Origin of the sequence: Acidovorax sp. 22279 (assembly GCF_052045435.1) — a bacterium.
GTDB lineage: Bacteria > Pseudomonadota > Gammaproteobacteria > Burkholderiales > Burkholderiaceae_C > Acidovorax > Acidovorax delafieldii.
In genome coordinates, this window is record NZ_JBQEOV010000005.1 from 52,613 (window position 1) to 71,422 (window position 18,810).

The window sequence follows — 18,810 nt, forward strand, 5'->3', positions numbered from 1 at the left end:
CGGACCTCTGCGTCAGACGGGCGCTGCCCGTTGGAGTGGAGGCCCCGGCGCACAGGCCCTCCGCAGATGGGACGGGGTGCGCTGGGGCGTTGGGCCCTTGAATTTACAGGCGGAAACACTCCGCCCTTGTAGGACAGAGGCGGCGGTTTCGCCTCAGCCCTGTGCCGTTGTCGCCAGTGGCCCCCGCCGCTCGGGCACAAAAAAGCTCAGCGGCGCGGTGCGCAGGCGGGCGCGGATGGCGGCATAGATGCGCGAGCGGTCCACGCCGCTCACGTTCTGTGCACGCAGCGCCAGACTGAAGGCCAGATAAAAGCTCACCGACACATTCAGTGCGCCCAGGAACGGGAGCGAGGCTACTGCCCACCAGAACGCGGGCAACTGCAGCACCTGCAGACCCAGCGTGGCGCCGGCGGCCGCCACCTGCCCGGTGGAGAGGGTGACGTGCCGTACATCCAGCCCCAAGCCGAAAAACGCAGCGAAAGCAGGCACCAGGCCCAGCATGAAACCCAGCGAGATGTTGGCTGCAAAACCCGACAGGTTCTCGCGCAGGAAGCGCGCCCAGCGCGCGGCGCGCTCGGCACCCAATAGTCCGGTGATGCGCGGGTTGTAGTGCAGGGCCGAGTCCATGCGGTGCAGCACAAACCAGTTCTCTGTCCAGCCCGCGATGATGCTGGAGGCAAACAGCAGCACCCCGGTAAAGGCGGCAAAGAACAGCGACGGCCCCAGCAGGTGCAGGGACTCGAACACATGCTCGGCCTGCTTCTCGCTGATGGCCGGGTGGCCCGTGGCCAGTGCAATCAGTGCAGCCAGCGCCAGCACGGCCGGGAACACCACCAGCACATTGCCCAGCACAGCAGCCACCTGCGAGCGCACCAGGTGCGTGATCTCGTCCACGAACGACTCGATCGCATCGCCGGTGCCCAGCTCCTTGAGCTTGGCCGCCATGGCAGGCGCGGTCATGGCAGGTTGTTTGGTGGCCACCGTGAAGTGCAGCAACTGGATCAACACAAAGCTCACGGCATAGTTGATGCCCGCCATGAAGCCGCCCCAGAAGGCCGAGAGCGCGAGCGCATACAGGCCAAACTTGATCAGTGTGGTGAAGGCCATCAGCGCACCGCCGCCTGCCGCCTTGCGCAGCATGGAGCGGTATTCGGCACTGGTGCGGGTGATGTAGTGCTCGCCCGTTTCGGCGCTGCGCTCGGCCACCTTGGCTGCCAGCAGCGAGGAGTTGGAGGCCAGCAGCGCGCGCAGGCTGCGCCGCTCCTGTCCCACCATCACCAGCTGTGCCATGAGTTGCGCCGCAGTGACTGCGGGCTGCGCGGACAGCAGGCAGTCGAGCAACACGCGCACGCGCAAGATGCGCTCGCGCAGCTGCCGCAGCCGGAACACCAGCCCCACCGAAATGCCGTTGTCCTCGAAATGCGTATAGACGGTGGCAGCCGCCGCGCGGCAGGCCTCCAGGCGTTCGCGCAGGCGCTGGGCGGATGCGTCCAGCCGGTCGGGGGTGCGCAGCGCGTGCAGCACCTCGACCCGCAGGCTTTCCACGTCGCGGATGAGGGCGTGGAAGGGTTGTGCCTCCCGTGCAGATTCGCTCATGCGCAGTCGCAGTTCGGGTGCAAAGCCGGTCGAGAGGATTTGCCCTGCGCAGTAGGTGATGGCATCCAACAAGGCGCGGTGCCAGCGTGTCGCGCCGCCTGGGCGCTCATCGGCGTTGTCCTGGGCCAGCAACATCACCAGGCGGTTCAGGGTGGCTTCATCCAGCGCGGCCAGCCATTGCGCGTCGAACGCACTGGGCAAGGCCAGCATGAACAGTTCGGACGCATCGATGGTCTCCGGGCTGCCCGGCAGCAGCTTGGTGCGCAGGCGTTCGGCCATCTCGCTGACCAGGGCGGTGCGGGGTGCAAAGCCAAAGTCCGCCAGCAAGGTGGTGATGTCTACCTGGTCCACCAGCGTCGCCCACCAGGCCTGCAGCCGTTGCTGAATATCGGGCCGCGCCGCGACTGCATCGATGAAAAGCTGCACCCGGCCCACCGCGGCAGGCACCGAATCACGCTTGCCGCGCACCCAGTCCAGCAGGTGGATGAGCCAGAGGTGGCGATGGGCCAGGTCGGCGGCAGGGTCCAGCGCCGCCAGCAGGTGGGCCAGGTCTTTGGGCTCGGCGGAATTTTTCATGGGTGGCCGGCCCCCATAGGAAAAGCCGCCCATCCGATGGATAGCGGTCCCATGGAAGGGTGGGCATGGGGGCTGTGGGAATGGTTCTTCAATGCAGCACCCGGCCGCTCAGGGGCTCACCCGACGGGCCGTGGCTGATCGCCTCCAGCACGAACAAGGGCACCGGGGTATTGAAAGGCTCGCCATCTTCGGCCACGCAATGGAAGGTGCCGTGCATGGTGCCACTGGAGGTGCGCAGGCGGCAGCCGCTGGTGTACTGGAACGACTCACCCGGCTTGAGCAGTGGCTGCTGTCCCACCACGCCCAGGCCCTTGACCTCTTCGGTGTGGCCGCGCGCGTCGCTGATGATCCAGTGTCGCGAGATCAGCTGGGCGGGCGCGTCCCCTGCGTTGGTGATGGTGATGGTGTAGGCGAAGCTGAACACCCCGGTGTCCGGCGCAGACTGCTCGGGCAGGTATTCGGGCAGCACTTCCACGTCAAACTGGTACTTTGGCATGGGCCGCATGGTAACCGTGCCGCCCCGTGTGTGGGCAACTCCCAAGTGCCAAAACCCCAGTGGTTCTGCGCTTTGCGACAATCGAGGGATGAGCCGCACATTCCAAATCGCCCCCTCTATCCTTTCCGCCGACTTTGCCCGCCTGGGCGAGGAAGTGCGCAATGTCATTGCCGCTGGAGCCGACTGGATTCACTTTGACGTGATGGACAACCATTACGTGCCCAACCTGACGTTTGGCCCCATGGTCTGCCAGGCCTTGAAGCCACACGCCAAAACGCCTGTGGGCGTGGCCGTGCCGATTGACGTGCACCTGATGATCCAGCCCGTGGATGCCTTGGCCGCTGCCTTTGCCGACGCGGGTGCTGACTACATCAGCTTCCACCCCGATGCCTCGGGCCATGTGCACCGCAGCATCCAGGCCATCCGGTCCAAAGGCGTCAAGCCTGGCCTGGTGTTCAATCCTGCCGAACCTCTGGACGTGCTGGACTGGGTGATCGACGACATCGACCTCATCCTCATCATGAGCGTGAACCCCGGCTTTGGCGGCCAGAGCTTTATCGACTCCGCGCTGCGCAAGATCGAAGCTGTGCGCAAGCGCATTGATGCTTCTGGCAAGGACATTCGTCTGGAAGTCGATGGCGGCATCAAGACCGACAACATCCGCCGCGTGGCTGACGCGGGTGCTGACACCTTTGTCGCGGGCAGCGCCATCTTTGGCAAGCCGGACTACCGGGGCGTGATCGACGCGATGCGTGTGGCCTTGGGCTGATCGCCTGGGTCGCTGCGAAGATTGGGCGCGGATGCCTTTGTGACAGACCGCACCTAATAGCGGGTCAGGCTACTGTTGCGCAGGCACGGTGATGGTCGTCGTGGTCGATTCGCGCAGCACGCCGCCGCCGGATACCGAGCCACTCGCCGGGCTGCTTTGCACGCGGCGCATGCAATCCGCCTGGTCAGCAGCCGTCTGGAAAGCTGCACAACGCTGGGTGGCGTTGTCGGTGGCGGCGGCTCCAGGGTTGCTGAGATCGCCCTTGCCGGAAGCGTCCAGTGCGTTGTTGGCCTCGTGCAGGCAGGTGGCCAGGCTGTCCTGGGTGTTGTTGGTCATGCACTTTTCCCGCTCCTGCTCGTAGCGTGTCCGCGCGTCCTGCGGCGGCGTTTGAGCGGATGCGCCCGCACAGGCCAGCAGCAATGCCGCAGTGAAGATAGAGGTGGCAAAGCGAAGGCGTTTCATGGAGGGCTCCTGAGGCAATGGCAGACGATGGTCTGAACCTATGCCTGCAGGGTAGGCGCCGGGGCCATGTGCCCCTGTCGGACAGAGCCGCCCTTGCCCGTGCGCGCGCTTCGCGTCTTGGGCTGGGTCAGCCCAGTCGCTGAAAGGTCAGGATGAAGGCCACGCCATCAGACGTGTTGCGCGCATTGATGGTGCCGCCCATCTTGGCCATGTAGGTTTTGGCCACAAACAGCCCCTGGCCCCGGTGCTCGCCCTCGCCCAGCGGGGTGGGGCTGGCGGGGTCGGAAACGCCCAGCTCAAAAATCCGCTCCAGCAGTTCGTCTGCAATGGTGGAGCCCTGATTGTGCAGCGTAGCGCTGGCGGTGGATTCTGACGCCGTGAGCGTCAGCCTGATGGGGCTGCCTGTGGGGCGATAGCGGTCGGCATTGCGCAAGATGTGGGTCACCACGTCTTCGAGCGCAAACTCGTCGGCCCGCACGATGACCGGGCCAGGGTGGCTTGGGCCCAGGTCGTACACCACATCCAGAATGCTCGCAAAGTGGGCGTTGTCGGCCACGTTGCGCAAGAAGGCATCTAGGTCCAGTCGGCCCTCGGGTACATCGGCGGCCTGCAGCGCTTCGGCGGGCGATGCTGTGCCATAGAGCACGTGGATGGCCTGCTGCATGCGCTGCACATAGCGGTGGCCGGGGTCTTGTGGGCCGTTCAGCGCCATCAGCGACTGCAGGGGCGACATGATCTCGTGCCCTACGGCGTGCCACATGTCGCGCTCTTGTTGGGCGCGCAGCTGCTCGCGCTGCAGGTCGTCCTTCACGCGCTGCAACAGATCGGCCAGGCCCCCGGCCAGAATGCCCAGCTCGTCCGAGCCGCGCAGGTCCGACACATCCAGGTCGCCCAGCCGGGGGCCGGTGTGGCCAGGCTGCACGTTGTACGACACGGCGGCGGCGCGGCGGGTCAGGGCGGTCACGCGGCGGATCAGGCCCACCTCGACCACCAGCCAGGTCAGCGCAATGGCGCCCAGCATGGCGCCCAGGTACCACGACAGGCGCGTGGCCACAGCGGCCAGGCCTTGCTCCACGCCGCGCAGGTGGCCGGTGAAGTTCACCACGTAATTGCCCGTGGGTGTGTCCAGAATGTCCAGGGCCGTGGGGGCTGCGGGCGTGGCTGCTGCCGGGCCCACGCCTGCGGCCTCCAGCGGCAGCCAGCGGATCAGGCGCAGCAGCCAGGGGGCTGAGGGATCGGCCTGCACTTCGACGCCCTTGAGGGTGATGGCGCTGGCCTCGTCACTGCCCAGCTTGCGGATCTGCACACGCTCGCCCGGCAACAGGCTGCGCGAGAGGTCGCCCAGCGATGCGGCCAGCTGCGCGCCGGGTGCGTCGTTGTCGAACAGGGGTTTGGTGTCCTCGCCCGGCGCCAGCATCTCCACCCGCACACGCATCTGCCCCAGGTCCTCCGGCGGCCAGACCAGGCGCTCGTCCTTGCGGAACAGGGCTTCGCGGAACAGTTCGACCGGCAGGCGGATGGAGTAGTGGGTGCGGCGCAGGCAGTCAGTGGTGGTCGCCTCGCCAGCGGGCGAGCTGGCCGATGGGGGCGGCAGGTCGCGGCACTGGCCGTTTTGCCACAGCCAGCCGCGAAAGTCGCGCACCGGCCGCGCGCGGGCTTCGAGCTGCGGCGTGCCGTTGTCCACAAACCCCGTCAGGCGCCCGCGCACGGCCGCGCTGCCTTGTGGGGGCATGGCCTCATACGGCGCAATCCAGCGGTAGGTGGCACCGCGCATGTCGAGGCTGATGCGCGCGCGGTGCGCCTCGGCGGGCACCAAGGCGCCGCGCTCGCGGGGTATCAGCTCGCCGGCATAGAAGCTGCCCACCAGGTAAATGAAGCCGCCCGCATAGGGGTTGTTGCCAATCGCAACGCACACTGAGGCGCCATCGGGGTACTGCACGGAGCAGCCCGCCATCTCCACGGCTTGCTGTGATTTTTGCGGGTCGTCAAAGTCGATGGCCGCATAGGGCAGCAGCAGCGGCGCCAGCGGCGTCACGCCCTGGCTGAGGTGGCTGGCGTTGAGCAGCGCCAACTGGCCCGAGGGGTGGCGCAGCCGCGCCATGACCTCGGCCTGGCTGCGCACAAAGCCATGCTGGTAAGCCTGCCAGGCGCGCTCCTTTTCGTCCTTGAGCACCACCACGCTCAGCACCACCGTGGCCAGTGCCAGCAGCACGAACACCCCGCGCACCAGAATGCGCAGGCGGAACGCGGGCAGGCCCAGCCGGGGCATCTCCAGCGCGGGGCGGCGCAGCAGGCGCTTCATTTACCGACCCAGCGGAAGCCGCGCATGGGCACGTTCTCAATGCCTTCAAATCCGGGGTCCACTTCACGCAGCGCCTCGCGAATGGTGCTCACATGCTTGCGCACGTTGTCACGATTGCGCCCGCTTTTCACCACCTCGAACAGTTCGTCATACGACACCACCTCGCCACTGCGCTGGTGCAGCGTGGCCAGGATGCGCTGGGCCGTCAGTGGCAGGTTGATGCGCTCGCCGCGCCAAGTGGGGGTGCGCTGCCACAGCGGGTCCAGCACCAGTGCATCACCCACGGGGGCGGAGGGCGCGCTGGCTGGGGCCTGGGCCTGTGTGGTACGCAGGATGTCGAGAAAGGTCTCAATGAAATCGGCCTCTTCGAACGTGGTTTTCTGCAGGTAGTCCCACGCGTCCAGCGCCTTCATGATGCTGCGGTAGATGGCCGCAGGCATGGCCGACACCACCAGCACCGGCGTGCCCTGGCGCAGCTTGTTGATGGCGTTGATGAGGGCCACGCCCGCATGGCGCTCGCGGCCTAACTCAATGTCCAGCACCACCGCGTCGTAGTGCTCGCGGGCCAGCGCGGCCTCGGCCTCGTCGCGGGTAAACCACTGGTCGATGACGATGCCGCTCTTGGCGCTGCGTATCCACCCGGCCAACTGGTTGCTGGTGGGCAGGTCGTCTTCGATCACGGCAATGCGGGTCATGGGCAGGGCGGGGCAGTAGAGGGGTGGGTGGATTATCCCGGCGCCCCGTTCTGGGCGGTGTGAGTTTTTCTTCCGGGACCGGAAGGTTCGTGCGACCGGTGTGAGCGCATTGGGGGCTGCACTGCGTTGTTGCTTCCGGGGTGGATTCGAACAATCGGTCCTCAATGAGCCAGCCACGGCGACGGCTCAGAAACGACAACAACACCGAACCAACCTGAGAGAGAAACACCATGAAAGCCACCTGGAATCGCATCGTGCAGACCCTGAAGGGCCGCCGCTCTACCCCTTTGTCCGAAGCAGGCACGGAGCCCGTGCTGGAGGCTGAATTGCAAAGCCCTGTGGCAGCCGATGCACGCGGCGCCGAAGCCCCTCACCTGAACTGGGCCTACCTGCTGCCCACCGCCCGCACCGTGCGCTGGCTGACCGCTGGCGCTGTGGTGGCCGCTGCAGGCCTGATGGTGTACCGCAATCCGCCGGTGCAACACCTGGCGCAAGGCGACCTGGGTGTGCGCCTGAATCAGTTCACCGGTGCCGTGAGCCTGTGGCGCGATGGCAGCGTGTGGGTGGTGCCCGGCCTGCACACGGTGCGCGTGTTCTCGCTGCGTGACCAGAGTTACCGCCCCGAAGCCATGCGCCAGGCCACGGGCAGCGCGCCGCTGCAGTCGGTGGAAGGCCTGTCGCTGGGCCTGGACCTGAGCGTCCGCTATGCGCTGGACCCCAACTCGCCCGCCGTCAAGGCCGGCAACCTGCCCGACAACGTGGGTGTCAACATCGTGGAGCCTGCCGTGCAGGGCCTGGTCTACAAGGTGTTTGCCCGCTACACGGTGCGCGAAATCTTCTCGTCCAAGCGCGCCGAAATTGCACAGACCATCGAAACCGAACTGCGCGCCCGCCTGGCGGCCGATGGCGTGACGCTGCGCAGCCTGCAGATTGGCAAGGTGGACCTGCCCGCCGAATACCGCCGTGGCATGGACAGCCTACTGGCCGAAGAGCTGGCGTCCGAAAAAATGCGCTACACGCTGGAGCTGAAAGACAAGCGCGTGAAGGAAACCGAGCTGGACGCCAACGCCGACAAGGTGCGTCGCGAAGTGGCCGCCGAAGCCGCCGCGCGTGAGCAGGTCATCGCCGCCAAGGCCCAGGAAGAGGCCATGAAGCACGTGCTGCCCTTCAAGCAGCGCCAGATCGAACAGCGCCAGCTTGAAGCTGAAGCTGAACGTGTGGCCCGCGTGAAAGCTGCTGAAGGCGCCGCCCAGGCCCGCCGCATCGAAGCCAACGGCGAGGCCGACGCCCGCCAGAAGCTGGCCGAGGCCGAGGCCTACCGCATGGACCGCGTGGGCAAGGTCAACGCCGAGCAAATGGCCCGCGAAGGCGCACTGGTGACCAAACACCCCCTGCTCATTCAGAAGACGCTGGCCGACAAGCTCTCGGACAAGATCCAGGTCATCATCGCGCCCCCGCCTACCAACGGCGACTTCATCGGTGCTGCTCTGCTGGGCGGCAACCGCAACGCCCAGGCCGGTGCAGCCCATGCTGCAGCCGTGGCCGACGACGCCACCACTACCCAAGCCGTGGAGCAGTGAACATGAACGCCACCTTCGCAACTTTGTTGGCAGCCGTTGCCAGCGCTGCAGTGACCGTGGCGGCCGAGGCCGCCCCCCAGCCATCGCCCGGCGCTCAGGGCAGCGCCATCGTGGTGCAAGACCAGGCCAGTCTGCGCGCCGCACCCCGTGACGGTGCCCAGCAGCAGGCCAGCCTGTGGCAGGGCGAAGTGCTCGAAGTGCGCGGCGAACGCCTCGACTATTTGCAGGTGTGGGACCACAAGCGTGAGCGCGGTGGCTTCATCCGCGCCAGCGATGTGCGCCGCGTGGCTCTGACCGAGGCCGACGGCCCCGCGCTGCTGGCCGTGATGCGCTTTGTGCAGGACACGCCGGGTGCCGAAGCGCTGGGCATTGGCCTGACCGCCGCGTACTTGCAAGCCGCGCCCGCCAAGGCCCTGGCGGGTGTGGAGGGTGCCCAGGCCTTCGATGCCCTGGGCACCTTTGCCGACCGCCTGGCCCGCCGTGCCTCGGTGGCCGTGCCGGGCAAGGCCTCGGGCGCCGTGCTGTCGGCACACCTGGATGTTGCCAATGGCTACGGCGTGCGCTTTGCCACCTACGAGGTCGAAGGCCGCATGCAGGTCTGCTACGAGGGCGAGGCCTTTCGCCGCCTGCTGGCCATGCCCGTGGCCGATGCCGAGCAGCGCGCACGTGCCGTCCTGGCGCTGACCCGCCCCGAATGCATCAACCCCGACCTGCCCGCACACGAGCGTGCCAAGGTCACCGCCTGGCAGGCGGAGGTGCTGGAGCGCGTGGACGTGGCGGGCCTGCCCGGCTACCTGCGCAACCGGGTGCAGATGCGCCGCGCCAGCGTGTGGGGTACTGCAGCCTTCCAGCAGGCGCGCAGGAACGCGGCTGACCCGGCTGTGGCCGCAGCCGCCGCACGCGCCCTGACGGAATTCACTGGCGTGAACAAGGTTGACCTGCCCGACGAGGACCAGAGCGCCTACAACGACGCTGCCATGCGCGTGAGCGCCGTACGCTGGGCGCTGGTGCCTGCTGCGACGCCTGTCGCGACCGCCGCCGGAGCACGCCCCACACTGCTGACCGAACCCGGCGCCCCCGGCGAAACCTGCGTGCTGCTGGTGGACGCGCAGCACAGCGCCAAGGCCCCGCTGCTGCGCCGCTGCACCTACGGCGTGGTGTGGACTGCATCGGCCAGCACCAACCGTGAAGGCACGGCCGTGGCCCTGGCCGTGCAGCCCATGGAAGGCTGGCGCGAGCTGTGGGTGCTGCGCAAAACGGACGGCGGCTGGCTGGCCGATGTGTTGCCGCCTGCCGCCGCCACGCCCGAAACCGGCGTGGCCGAATGGGCGGGCTGGGTGCCTGGCGGCCAACAAATGCTGGTGGCGCGCGAAGCCCGGGGCCAGGGCCGCTACCGCAAGAGTTTTGAGGTGGTGCGGCTGGAGGGCTTGACCACCGAGCGCGTGACGGGCGATGTGGCAGCGCTGCCCCTGTTCCAGCGCTGGCAGGACCCTGCGTGGAAGCGCGAGACGCTCAGTCTGCGGTGAACGAAGCAAGGCAGACCAGGGGAGGATTTGACGGGTTCCGTAAACTTGGTCCCGTCTTCTCTTTCCGAATGCTTGCCCAATGTCTCTCGCCGTTACCCCCTCGCTGTCCACATTGCTCACCGGCGTGGACGCCGCCATCATCGACCTGGACGGAACCATGGTGGACACCATGGGTGATTTCAACGAGGCACTGAACCGCATGCTGCGCGAACTGGAGCTGCCGTCGATTGCGGCACAGACCATCGAGCACATGGTGGGCAAGGGGTCGGAGCATTTGCTGCGTTCAGTGCTCCACCACGTGCTGGCGCAGATAAATCATGCCTCTGTTGCTACTGAAATTGAAGCGTTGTATCCATCGGCCTGGGCCAGCTACCAACGCCACTATCTCGCCATCAATGGCCAGTATGCCGGGGTGTATGACGGTGTGGAGGCGGGGCTCCAGGCTTTGCGCGCCCGGGGTCTGCGTCTCGCCTGTCTGACCAACAAGCCCCGGGACTTTGCGCTGCCCTTGCTGCAGTCCAAGGGGCTTGACGGCTATTTCGAGAAGGTCTTCGGTGGCGACTCGTTCGAGCGCAAGAAGCCCGATCCGTTGCCGTTGCTCAAGACCTGCGAAGCCTTGGGTACCGACCCTGCGCGCACGCTCATGGTGGGCGACTCCAGCAACGATGCACAGGCCGCGCGGGCTGCGGGCTGCCCGGTGGTGCTGGTCACCTATGGCTACAACCACGGCCAGCCCGTGCGGGCCGTGGATGCCGATGGTTTTGTGGATGCGCTGGCGCAGCTCGCCTGAGCTGGCCGAGCCTGCCTGTTCAGGCGGTCAGCTGGCGCGGCGCCACGCTGCGGTAGTCCAGACGTGATGAAGCGGGGGGATTGCTGCGCACGGGGGCGGGCGCGGTGCTGCTGGGGCGCGTGGCGTTGTCCGAGAGGCGGAACACTGCCACGGCATCCACCAGCTGGCCGGCCTGGGTCTTGAGGCTATCGGCGGCGGCCGCACTTTGTTCCACCAGGGCGGCGTTTTGCTGGGTAGCCTGGTCCATCTGCGTGATGGCCTCGCCGACCTGTGAGACGCCCTGGCTTTGTTCGCTGCTGGCAGCGCTGATCTCGCCCATGATGTCGGTCACGCGCCGAATCGCGCTGACCACTTCGGTCATCGTGGCGCCGGCCTTGTCCACCAGGGCCGTGCCGCGCTCCACGCGTTCCACACTGGTTCCAATCAGACCCTTGATCTCCTTGGCGGCCTCGGCGCTGCGTTGCGCCAGGCTGCGCACCTCGCCCGCCACCACGGCAAAGCCCCGACCCTGTTCGCCCGCGCGTGCGGCCTCCACAGCCGCGTTCAGCGCCAGGATGTTGGTCTGGAAGGCGATGCCGTCGATCACGCTGATGATGTCTGCGATCTTACGGCTGCTGTCGTTGATGCCCTTCATGGTGTCCACCACCTCGGCCACCACATCCCCGCCCTGCACGGCCACGGTGCTGGCGCTCATGGCCAGCTGGTTGGCGGTGCGGGCGTTGTCGGCGTTCTGGCGCACGGTGGAGCCCAGCTCTTCCATGGAGGCTGCGGTTTCCTCCAGTGCGCTGGCCTGCTGTTCTGTGCGGGCACTCAGGTCGTTGTTGCCTGATGCAATCTCGGCACTGGCCGTGGCCACGCCCTCGGCGCTGTTGCGCACGTTGCCCACGATGGTGGCCAGGCGCGATTGCATGGTGGACAGTGCCTGTAGCAACTGGCCGGTTTCGTCATTGCCACTGGTGGTAATGGGGTGGGTCAGGTCGCCATCTGCAATGCTTTCGGCGGCTTGTTGGCCTTGCTGCAAGGGGCGCACGATGGAGCGCGTGACGGTCAGGCCCATCAATGCGCCGAGCGCGACGGCCACCAGCGTGCCTACGCCCAACAGCACCTGGCTGGCTTTGGCCAGGGTGGAGGTGTCTGCCTGGCTTTCGGCCAGCTGGGCGGCCATGGTTTTGCGCAGGTCGTCGAGGGATTGAAGGTATTTGTCGGCCAGCGGGCGCAGGTCTTTGTCCACGAGGGCGGGCACGTTGGGTTCGCCACCGCGGTGCAGTTCCCGGATTTCGTTGAGCTTGTCGTTGTAGGCCTGCCGGGCCGTCGCAATTGCGGCCAGAAGCCCCTTGGCCTGGTCGCCTTGCACCAGTGCCTCAATGCGCTTGACCTTGGCTTCCATGCCCTTCGCTGTCGCCTGGGTATCGGCGGTGAGCTTGTCCATGTAGTCGCGGTCGATGGCCTTGAGGAAGGCCTCGGTGCGTACCCAGTTCAGACGGATGTCCGACGCCCAGTCCTCCACAAGGGTTTGCTGCTCGATCTCCTGCGTGGCGACGCGCTCGCTGGCACTTTGCAGGCTGGCAATGCGCCACATCCCTGTGGCCGCAATGAGAGCCGTGATGAGAAGAATGGCGCCGAAGGATGCGCCCAGGCGCAGGCCGACGGAAAGGTTGCTGAGTTTCATGGTGGTGTCTGGCGCGTAAGGGGGCTGGGGGCAGAAGGGGCGTTACAGACGGCTCGTTGCGGGGCGCGGATAGCGCACAAAGCTCGGTTCAGGCCGTGGTCTCGGGCGCTGCGGGTGCACGCAGCGGGAGGCCGGTTGTCGCGTTGTCAAAAAAGGGCTGGAAAGGTTGTGCAATGGCTGGAGCGGGGACTGAGGCACAGGCTACTCCCGGGTAGGGGGTGCGTCTGTCGGGCGCGCGACAGCCTTTGCCGGGAGGGCGTGGGTGTTTGCCCTAGGACAACTAGGACGATGACTGGGCGGTCTTGCCCAGCAACGCGTCCTTGAGCTTCCAGTCAGCTGGCGCATTGCCCAGCCAGATACCCAGCAACGCGTTGAAGAACTCGGGTTCCTTGAAGGGCTCTCCCTGCGGCTTGCCCTTGACGGTGATGATGGTGCCGGTACCCGGAATCCAGTCGATCTGGAACTGGTCTCCCGCCACCAGCTTCTTGTGGTCCGAGAAGATCTGGCTCATGCGGAGCACGCCAGGAATGAGCTTGGAGAATGCCGCGCGGTCCATGTTGTCCTCCATGCCGCGCGAGAACAGCTTGCCCAGCTCTGTGGAGTCGATGTCGCGAAGCATGGTGATGCTCATGCGCTTGGGGCCCTTCTGGGCCATGACGTCGGCGGGTGTGCCAGCTTTCTTTTCAAGATACAGCCCCGCCGTGTACACCTTGAACACTGCCTTGTAGCGCACCCCTGCGCCGTTGAGCTGCAGGGTGCTGCCGCTCAGGCTGGCGGTTTCTTCGTACTTCACGTCGGCCACGGTAATGGGCTGGGCAATGGCACTGGCTGCCAACAGGCAAGCTCCCGCCATCACAGCGCATCGCGTCAGGAATTTCATGCGCAGCTCCTTAAAAAAGAACGGTCGTTCGTTTCAAATTGTTGCAGCGCTCCTGTCGGGCCGCAACAGGGTTTTCGAGCGGTTGTGCGATCTCGCTGTGAGGGCTGTCAAATCAGCCCGCTAAAAAAGCTTTGCTACACTTTGGCCCATGTTCATTCACCACGTGTTCATCACAGGTTGCAGCGACCGGGGAGCCTGGCCCTGGCGTCAGCCTGTCGCTTTGAACGCCTGATGGCACCTGGGCAGCAGCCCCAGCGTGCACCCGTGGCCTCCACCCGGATGCGGTGAGGCCGATTGAATGGACCGCAGCGCCCCCTTTCTATTGCACAGGGACACGCGCTGCGACAGCTGGGAGCCCTCCCCGTGATCACAGAACTTGAATTCAAAAGCCTGGCCAGCGAAGGCTATAACCGCATTCCGCTCATGGCCGAGGCCTTTGCGGACCTGGAAACTCCGCTCTCGCTCTACCTGAAGCTGGCGCACACCAAAGACGGCGGCAAGCACAGCTTCCTGCTCGAATCCGTGGTGGGCGGCGAGCGCTTCGGGCGCTACAGCTTCATTGGCCTGCCCGCCCGCACCCTGCTGCGCGCCAGCGGCTTTGGCGACCAGGCCAGGACCGAGGTGGTGACCGACGGTCAGGTGGTCGAGACCGCGCAAGGCAACCCGCTCGATTTCATCGAGGCCTACCAAAAGCGTTTCAAAGTGGCTTTGCGCCCCGGCCTGCCGCGTTTTTGTGGCGGCCTGGCCGGTTACTTCGGCTACGACGCGGTGCGCTATATCGAAAAGAAGCTGGAGACCACCTGCCCACCCGACACCCTGAGCTGCCCCGACATCCTGCTGCTGCAGTGCGAGGAGCTGGCCGTCATCGACAACCTCTCGGGCAAGCTGTACCTTATTGTCTACGCCGACCCGGCCCAGCCGGAGGCGTACGCCAAGGCCAAGAAGCGCCTGCGCGAGCTGAAAGAGCAGCTCAAGTATTCGGTGAGCGCCCCCGTAGTCAAGGCCACCGAAAGCCACCCCGCCCAGCGCGACTTTGCCAAGGCCGACTACCTGGCCGCCGTGGAGCGCGCCAAGGAGCTGATTGCCGCAGGCGACTTCATGCAGGTGCAGGTGGGCCAGCGCATCCACAAGCGCTACACCGAATCGCCCCTGTCGCTGTACCGCGCGCTGCGTTCGCTGAACCCGTCGCCGTACATGTACTTCTACGACTTTGGCGACTTCCATGTGGTGGGCGCCAGCCCCGAGATCCTGGTGCGTCAAGAGAAGACCGACGAAGGCACCAAGGTCACCATCCGCCCCCTGGCGGGCACCCGCCCGCGCGGCGCCACACCCGAGAAGGACAAGGCCACCGAGGTTGAACTCATCAACGACCCCAAGGAACGTGCCGAACACGTGATGCTGATCGACCTGGCGCGCAACGACATCGGCCGCATCGCCAAAACCGGCACCGTGAAGGTGACCGAGGCCTTTGCCGTGGAGCGCTACAGCCACGTGATGCACATCGTGAGCAACGTGGAAGGCATCCTGCACGACGGCATGACCAGCATGGATGTGCTCAAGGCCACCTTCCCCGCCGGCACACTCACCGGCGCGCCCAAGGTGCACGCCATGGAACTCATCGACCAGCTCGAACCCACCAAGCGCGGCCTGTACGGCGGCGCCTGCGGCTACCTGAGCTACGCGGGCGACATGGACGTGGCGATTGCGATCCGTACCGGCATCATCAAGAACGGCACGCTCTACGTGCAGGCGGCAGCCGGTGTGGTGGCTGACTCGGTGCCCGAGCTGGAATGGAAAGAAACCGAACACAAGGCCCGTGCGCTGCTGCGCGCCGCCGAACTGGTCGAGGAGGGGCTGGAATGACCCTCGCTATCACCCGAGTCAAACCCTGCGCCACCATGCAGGACGTGCGCCGCGAAGTGAACGCGCTGGACGACGTCCTGGTGCCCTTGCTGGTGGAGCGCGTGGGCTACATGACCCAGGCCGCCCGCATCAAGCAAGGTGTGGAACAGGTGCGCGATGAAGCGCGCATCGAGGCCATCGTGGCCCGCGTGCGCGAGCGCGCCCAAACCGAAGGCGGCGACGCCGACGTGATGGAAGCCATCTACCGCAGCCTCATGGAAGCCTGCATTGCCTATGAACACCGCGAGTTCGCCCGTCTGCGCGAGCCCGCCCTTGCCGGGAGCGCCGCATGACTAAACTCTTGATGGTCGACAACTACGACAGCTTCACCTACAACATCGTCCAGTACTTTGGTGAACTGGGTGCCGAGGTCGAGGTGTTCCGCAACGACGAGATCACCGTGGCCGAGATCGAGGCGCGTCTCAACGCGGGCCAGCTCGACCGCCTCGTCATCTCGCCCGGCCCTTGCTCGCCCGCAGAGGCGGGCATCTCCGTGGCCGCGATCAAGCACTTTGCCGGCAAGCTGCCCATCCTGGGCGTGTGCCTGGGCCACCAGAGCATTGGCGCGGCCTTCGGCGGCAACATCATCCGCGCGCAGGAGCTGATGCACGGCAAGACCAGCGTCATCACCACCACGCAAAAGGGCGTGTTTGCGGGCCTGCCTGAGCAATTCACCGTCAACCGCTACCACTCCCTCGCCATTGAGCGCGCCACCTGCCCCGATGTGCTGGAGGTGACGGCCTGGACGGAGGACGGCGAGATCATGGGCGTGCGCCACAAGACGCTGGCGATCGAAGGCGTGCAGTTCCACCCCGAAAGCATCCTCACCGAACACGGCCACGCCATGCTCAAGAACTTTCTGGAGCAGCGCGCATGATGATCGACACCCACCAGTTGGTGATGTTCATTGCCGCAGGCTGGCTGCTCAACCTCACGCCCGGGCCGGATGTGCTTTACATCGTGACCAACGCGCTCAAGTCCGGCACCCGCGCGGGCATCGTGGCGGGCCTGGGCATCACGGCCGGGTGTTTTGTGCACATCTTTGCGGCGGCCGTGGGCGTGGGCGCGCTGCTGGCCGCATCGGCCACGGCGTTCACCGTGCTCAAGTGGATCGGTGCAGCGTACCTGATGTGGATGGGTGTGCGCATGCTGTTGTCCAAGCCCGGTGCCGATGGGGGCAACAGCGCAGCGCTGGCAGCCGCGCAGGCGGCCCCTGCGCAGCACACACCGCTGCGCAAGGTGTTCCTCAGTGGCTTCTGGACCAATGTGCTCAACCCCAAGGTCGCGATCTTCTTCCTGGCCTTTGTGCCGCAGTTCATCGCGCCGGGCGCGGACAACAAGGCGCTGGCCTTTGTGCTGTTGGGCGTGCTGTTCAACCTCAACGCCATCCCCGTCAACGTGGGCTGGGCGCTCGCGGCATCGTGGATGGCACGGCGCGCCGGGGTGATCCAGCGCGGCATGCACTGGCTGGACCGCGTGGCCGGTGCCATGTTCATCGGCTTCGGACTCAAGCTGGCCCTGACGGACCAGCCCTCCGCTTAAATACCAGGAGACATTCCATGCCCATCACCCCCCAGGAAGCGCTGCAGCGCACCATCGAGCACCGCGAAATCTTCCACGACGAGATGCTGCACCTGATGCGGCTCATCATGAACGGCGAACTCTCGCCCGTCATGACCGCGTCCATCATCACCGGCCTGCGCGTGAAGAAGGAAACCATCGGCGAGATCACCGCAGCCGCGCAGGTGATGCGCGAGTTCAGCACCAAGGTGCACGTCAAGGACGCGACCCACATGGTGGACATCGTGGGCACGGGCGGCGACGGGGCCAACACCTTCAACATCTCCACCTGCTCGATGTTCGTGGCCGCCGCCGCGGGCGCCAAGGTCAGCAAACATGGCGGGCGCGGTGTGTCGAGCAAAAGCGGCAGCGCCGATGTGATGGAGGCCCTGGGCATCCACATCAACTTGAAGCCCGAGCAGATCGCCCAGTGCATCGCTGAAGTCGGCATCGGCTTCATGTTTGCGCCCAACCACCACCCGGCCATGAAGAACGTGGCCCCGGTGCGCAAGGAACTGGGCGTGCGCACCATCTTCAACATCCTGGGCCCGCTGACCAACCCGGCCGGTGCGCCCAACATCTTGATGGGCGTGTTCCACCCCGACCTCGTCGGTATCCAGGTGCGCGCGCTGCAGCGCCTGGGCGCCGAACACGCGCTGGTGGTGTACGGCCGTGATGGCATGGACGAAGTGAGCCTGGGCGCCGCCACGCTGGTTGGTGAGCTGAAGAACGGCCAGATCACCGAATACGAGATCCACCCTGAAGACTTCGGCCTGCCGATGGCCAGCAACCGGGCGCTCAAGGTCGAAACACCCGAGCAGTCGCGTGAGATGCTGATCGGCGTGCTCAAGGGCGAACCCGGTGCCGCGCAGGACATCGTCTGCCTGAATGCAGGCGTGGCCCTGTACGCCGCCAACGTGGCCGAGTCCATCCAGACGGGCATTGCCAAGGCACGCGCTGCGATTGCCTCCGGCGCCGCTCTGGCCAAGCTGGAGCAGGTGGTCACCCGCACGCATGCGCTGGCCACAGTGGTCTGATACGGCGGCCTGACCCCGCCATGTGGCACGACCCGGGCACCTGGATCGCACTGGGCGTCTCTGCCCTGTTCATCGTGGCCGGGGTCGTGATGCACCGCGTGTTCACCCGCATTCTGAAACAGGGCTCCGCTGAGCCCACCGAAACCGACAAGGCAGCCAACCATGAGTAGTGACATCCTCAACAAGATCGTGGCCGTCAAGCACGAAGAAGTGGCCGCCGCCAAGAAGCGCCTGCCGTTCGATGCCATGCGCGCCGATGCCGAGAGCCGCGTGCTCACGCGCGACTTTGAAGGTGCGCTGCGGGCCAAGATCGCCAAGGGCCAGGCGGCGGTGATTGCCGAGGTCAAGAAGGCCAGCCCCAGCAAGGGCGTGCTGCGCGCTGACTTCGAGCCCGCTGACATTGCGCAAAGCTATATGGAAGGCGATGGCAAGGTCAGCGCGGCCTGCCTGTCGGTGCTGACCGACCGCCAGTTCTTTCAGGGCCAGCCCGACTACCTGAAGCAGGCCCGTGCCAGCACCTTGCTGCCCGTGCTGCGCAAGGACTTCATGGTGGATGCGTACCAGATCTACGAATCCCGCGCCATGGGCGCCGATGCCATCCTGCTGATCGCTGCCTGCCTGGATGACGCGCAGATGGCTGATTTCGAGGCCATTGCCCGCAGCCTGGACATGGCGGTGCTGGTGGAGGTGCACGACCGCGCCGAACTGGAGCGCGCGCTCAAGCTCAAGACCCCGCTGGTGGGCATCAACAACCGCAACCTGCGCACGTTTGAAGTCACGCTGGACACCACCCTGGGCATGCTCAAGGATGTGCCTGCGGACCGTTTGCTGGTCACCGAGTCCGGCATCCTCAAGCCTGCCGATGTGAAGACCATGCGCGACGCGGGTGTGCACGCCTTTCTGGTGGGCGAGGCCTTCATGCGGGCGGATGACCCCGGCCTGGCGCTGGCCAAGCTGTTCGCTTGACAGT

Annotated in this window: 18 protein-coding genes; 11 read left to right on the top strand and 7 right to left on the bottom strand. The window is 66.0% G+C overall.

Translation table 11 applies throughout. The annotated features are described in order from the left end of the window. Positions 1–153: 153 nt before the first annotated feature. Both ACTJKQ_RS08195 and apaG read right to left on the bottom strand, forming a co-directional pair. Positions 154–2,172 (bottom strand): site-specific recombinase, encoded by a 2,019-nt coding sequence (locus ACTJKQ_RS08195; protein WP_192422365.1) that lies wholly within the window; start codon positions 2,170–2,172, stop codon positions 154–156. Between the two features lie 88 nt (positions 2,173–2,260). Then, positions 2,261–2,668, bottom strand: coding sequence for a Co2+/Mg2+ efflux protein ApaG (gene apaG, locus ACTJKQ_RS08200; RefSeq protein ID WP_056748068.1), 408 nt, complete (start codon positions 2,666–2,668; stop codon positions 2,261–2,263). A gap of 88 nt (positions 2,669–2,756) precedes the next feature. Here apaG and rpe point away from each other — a divergent pair, with 88 nt between their 5' ends. Further along, complete coding sequence (rpe, locus tag ACTJKQ_RS08205; RefSeq protein WP_056065278.1) at positions 2,757–3,437, top strand: ribulose-phosphate 3-epimerase; 681 nt, start codon at positions 2,757–2,759, stop codon at positions 3,435–3,437. 69 nt (positions 3,438–3,506) lie between these two features. On the opposite strand, the gene ACTJKQ_RS08210 is transcribed toward rpe, so the two are convergent. From ACTJKQ_RS08210 to ACTJKQ_RS08220, 3 genes are all read right to left on the bottom strand, one after another. Next, a complete protein-coding gene (locus tag ACTJKQ_RS08210; protein ID WP_440596552.1) occupies positions 3,507–3,899 on the bottom strand; it encodes a hypothetical protein in 393 nt (130 codons plus the stop codon). Positions 3,900–4,026: 127 nt separating this feature from the next. Then, complete coding sequence (locus ACTJKQ_RS08215) at positions 4,027–6,201, bottom strand: sensor histidine kinase (RefSeq protein WP_440596553.1); 2,175 nt, start codon at positions 6,199–6,201, stop codon at positions 4,027–4,029. After that, positions 6,198–6,896: a response regulator transcription factor gene (locus tag ACTJKQ_RS08220; protein WP_056747842.1), complete on the bottom strand. Its 699-nt coding sequence runs from the start codon at positions 6,894–6,896 to the stop codon at positions 6,198–6,200. The genes ACTJKQ_RS08215 and ACTJKQ_RS08220 overlap by 4 nt, the downstream gene beginning before the upstream one ends. Positions 6,897–7,126: 230 nt before the next feature. Here ACTJKQ_RS08220 and ACTJKQ_RS08225 point away from each other — a divergent pair, with 230 nt between their 5' ends. The 3 genes from ACTJKQ_RS08225 to gph all read left to right on the top strand — a co-directional run bounded on the left by ACTJKQ_RS08225 (position 7,127) and on the right by gph (position 10,792). Then, complete coding sequence (locus ACTJKQ_RS08225) at positions 7,127–8,476, top strand: SPFH domain-containing protein (RefSeq protein WP_440596554.1); 1,350 nt, start codon at positions 7,127–7,129, stop codon at positions 8,474–8,476. A 2-nt stretch (positions 8,477–8,478) separates the two neighbouring features. Continuing rightward, positions 8,479–10,002: a hypothetical protein gene (locus ACTJKQ_RS08230; protein WP_440596555.1), complete on the top strand. Its 1,524-nt coding sequence runs from the start codon at positions 8,479–8,481 to the stop codon at positions 10,000–10,002. Positions 10,003–10,081: 79 nt separating this feature from the next. Beyond that, entirely contained in the window at positions 10,082–10,792 is a 711-nt protein-coding gene (gene gph / locus ACTJKQ_RS08235) for a phosphoglycolate phosphatase (protein WP_436075838.1), read from the top strand. A gap of 19 nt (positions 10,793–10,811) precedes the next feature. On the opposite strand, the gene ACTJKQ_RS08240 is transcribed toward gph, so the two are convergent. Together ACTJKQ_RS08240 and ACTJKQ_RS08245 are read right to left on the bottom strand one after the other, a co-directional pair. Continuing rightward, on the bottom strand, positions 10,812–12,461 hold the full coding sequence (locus ACTJKQ_RS08240) for a methyl-accepting chemotaxis protein (RefSeq protein WP_116748151.1): 1,650 nt from the start codon (positions 12,459–12,461) through the stop codon (positions 10,812–10,814). A gap of 280 nt (positions 12,462–12,741) precedes the next feature. Beyond that, a complete protein-coding gene (locus ACTJKQ_RS08245) occupies positions 12,742–13,341 on the bottom strand; it encodes a chalcone isomerase family protein (protein ID WP_015016056.1) in 600 nt (199 codons plus the stop codon). A 363-nt stretch (positions 13,342–13,704) separates the two neighbouring features. On the opposite strand from ACTJKQ_RS08245, the gene trpE reads away from it, so the two are divergent. Genes trpE through trpC form a run of 7 tightly spaced genes read left to right on the top strand, consistent with a single transcriptional unit; the run spans position 13,705 to position 18,806 of the window. Then, positions 13,705–15,204 carry an anthranilate synthase component I gene (gene trpE / locus ACTJKQ_RS08250; protein ID WP_440596556.1) on the top strand — a complete coding sequence of 500 codons (1,500 nt, stop codon included), beginning with the start codon at positions 13,705–13,707 and terminating at the stop codon, positions 15,202–15,204. After that, entirely contained in the window at positions 15,201–15,536 is a 336-nt protein-coding gene (locus ACTJKQ_RS08255) for a chorismate mutase (RefSeq protein WP_121941203.1), read from the top strand. Before trpE ends, ACTJKQ_RS08255 begins: the two co-directional genes overlap by 4 nt. Further along, positions 15,533–16,120 carry an aminodeoxychorismate/anthranilate synthase component II gene (locus ACTJKQ_RS08260; RefSeq protein ID WP_436076890.1) on the top strand — a complete coding sequence of 196 codons (588 nt, stop codon included), beginning with the start codon at positions 15,533–15,535 and terminating at the stop codon, positions 16,118–16,120. The genes ACTJKQ_RS08255 and ACTJKQ_RS08260 overlap by 4 nt, the downstream gene beginning before the upstream one ends. Next, complete coding sequence (locus ACTJKQ_RS08265) at positions 16,120–16,785, top strand: LysE family translocator (RefSeq protein WP_440596664.1); 666 nt, start codon at positions 16,120–16,122, stop codon at positions 16,783–16,785. The genes ACTJKQ_RS08260 and ACTJKQ_RS08265 overlap by 1 nt, the downstream gene beginning before the upstream one ends. A 17-nt stretch (positions 16,786–16,802) precedes the next feature. Continuing rightward, positions 16,803–17,840, top strand: coding sequence for an anthranilate phosphoribosyltransferase (trpD, locus tag ACTJKQ_RS08270; protein WP_440596557.1), 1,038 nt, complete (start codon positions 16,803–16,805; stop codon positions 17,838–17,840). Between the two features lie 20 nt (positions 17,841–17,860). Continuing rightward, positions 17,861–18,010, top strand: a complete 150-nt coding sequence (locus tag ACTJKQ_RS08275; RefSeq protein ID WP_192421952.1) for a hypothetical protein — start codon at positions 17,861–17,863, stop codon at positions 18,008–18,010. Next, positions 18,003–18,806 (top strand): indole-3-glycerol phosphate synthase TrpC, encoded by an 804-nt coding sequence (trpC, locus tag ACTJKQ_RS08280; protein WP_440596558.1) that lies wholly within the window; start codon positions 18,003–18,005, stop codon positions 18,804–18,806. The genes ACTJKQ_RS08275 and trpC overlap by 8 nt, the downstream gene beginning before the upstream one ends. The last annotated feature ends 4 nt before the right edge of the window (positions 18,807–18,810 follow it).

Excerpts from the sequence above, each read along its gene's own strand:
- ACTJKQ_RS08215 (WP_440596553.1), bottom strand. The coding sequence starts at position 6,201 with ATGAAGCGCCTGCTGCGCCGCCCCGCGCTGGAGATGCCCCGGCTGGGC.
- ACTJKQ_RS08275 (WP_192421952.1), top strand. The coding sequence starts at position 17,861 with ATGTGGCACGACCCGGGCACCTGGATCGCACTGGGCGTCTCTGCCCTG.
- rpe (WP_056065278.1), top strand. The coding sequence starts at position 2,757 with ATGAGCCGCACATTCCAAATCGCCCCCTCTATCCTTTCCGCCGACTTT.
- ACTJKQ_RS08265 (WP_440596664.1), top strand. The coding sequence starts at position 16,120 with ATGATCGACACCCACCAGTTGGTGATGTTCATTGCCGCAGGCTGGCTG.
- gph (WP_436075838.1), top strand. The coding sequence starts at position 10,082 with ATGTCTCTCGCCGTTACCCCCTCGCTGTCCACATTGCTCACCGGCGTG.
- ACTJKQ_RS08225 (WP_440596554.1), top strand. The coding sequence starts at position 7,127 with ATGAAAGCCACCTGGAATCGCATCGTGCAGACCCTGAAGGGCCGCCGC.
- ACTJKQ_RS08255 (WP_121941203.1), top strand. The coding sequence starts at position 15,201 with ATGACCCTCGCTATCACCCGAGTCAAACCCTGCGCCACCATGCAGGAC.
- ACTJKQ_RS08240 (WP_116748151.1), bottom strand. The coding sequence starts at position 12,461 with ATGAAACTCAGCAACCTTTCCGTCGGCCTGCGCCTGGGCGCATCCTTC.
- apaG (WP_056748068.1), bottom strand. The coding sequence starts at position 2,668 with ATGCCAAAGTACCAGTTTGACGTGGAAGTGCTGCCCGAATACCTGCCC.
- trpD (WP_440596557.1), top strand. The coding sequence starts at position 16,803 with ATGCCCATCACCCCCCAGGAAGCGCTGCAGCGCACCATCGAGCACCGC.
- ACTJKQ_RS08260 (WP_436076890.1), top strand. The coding sequence starts at position 15,533 with ATGACTAAACTCTTGATGGTCGACAACTACGACAGCTTCACCTACAAC.
- ACTJKQ_RS08230 (WP_440596555.1), top strand. The coding sequence starts at position 8,479 with ATGAACGCCACCTTCGCAACTTTGTTGGCAGCCGTTGCCAGCGCTGCA.
- ACTJKQ_RS08220 (WP_056747842.1), bottom strand. The coding sequence starts at position 6,896 with ATGACCCGCATTGCCGTGATCGAAGACGACCTGCCCACCAGCAACCAG.
- trpC (WP_440596558.1), top strand. The coding sequence starts at position 18,003 with ATGAGTAGTGACATCCTCAACAAGATCGTGGCCGTCAAGCACGAAGAA.
- ACTJKQ_RS08210 (WP_440596552.1), bottom strand. The coding sequence starts at position 3,899 with ATGAAACGCCTTCGCTTTGCCACCTCTATCTTCACTGCGGCATTGCTG.
- ACTJKQ_RS08245 (WP_015016056.1), bottom strand. The coding sequence starts at position 13,341 with ATGAAATTCCTGACGCGATGCGCTGTGATGGCGGGAGCTTGCCTGTTG.
- ACTJKQ_RS08195 (WP_192422365.1), bottom strand. The coding sequence starts at position 2,172 with ATGAAAAATTCCGCCGAGCCCAAAGACCTGGCCCACCTGCTGGCGGCG.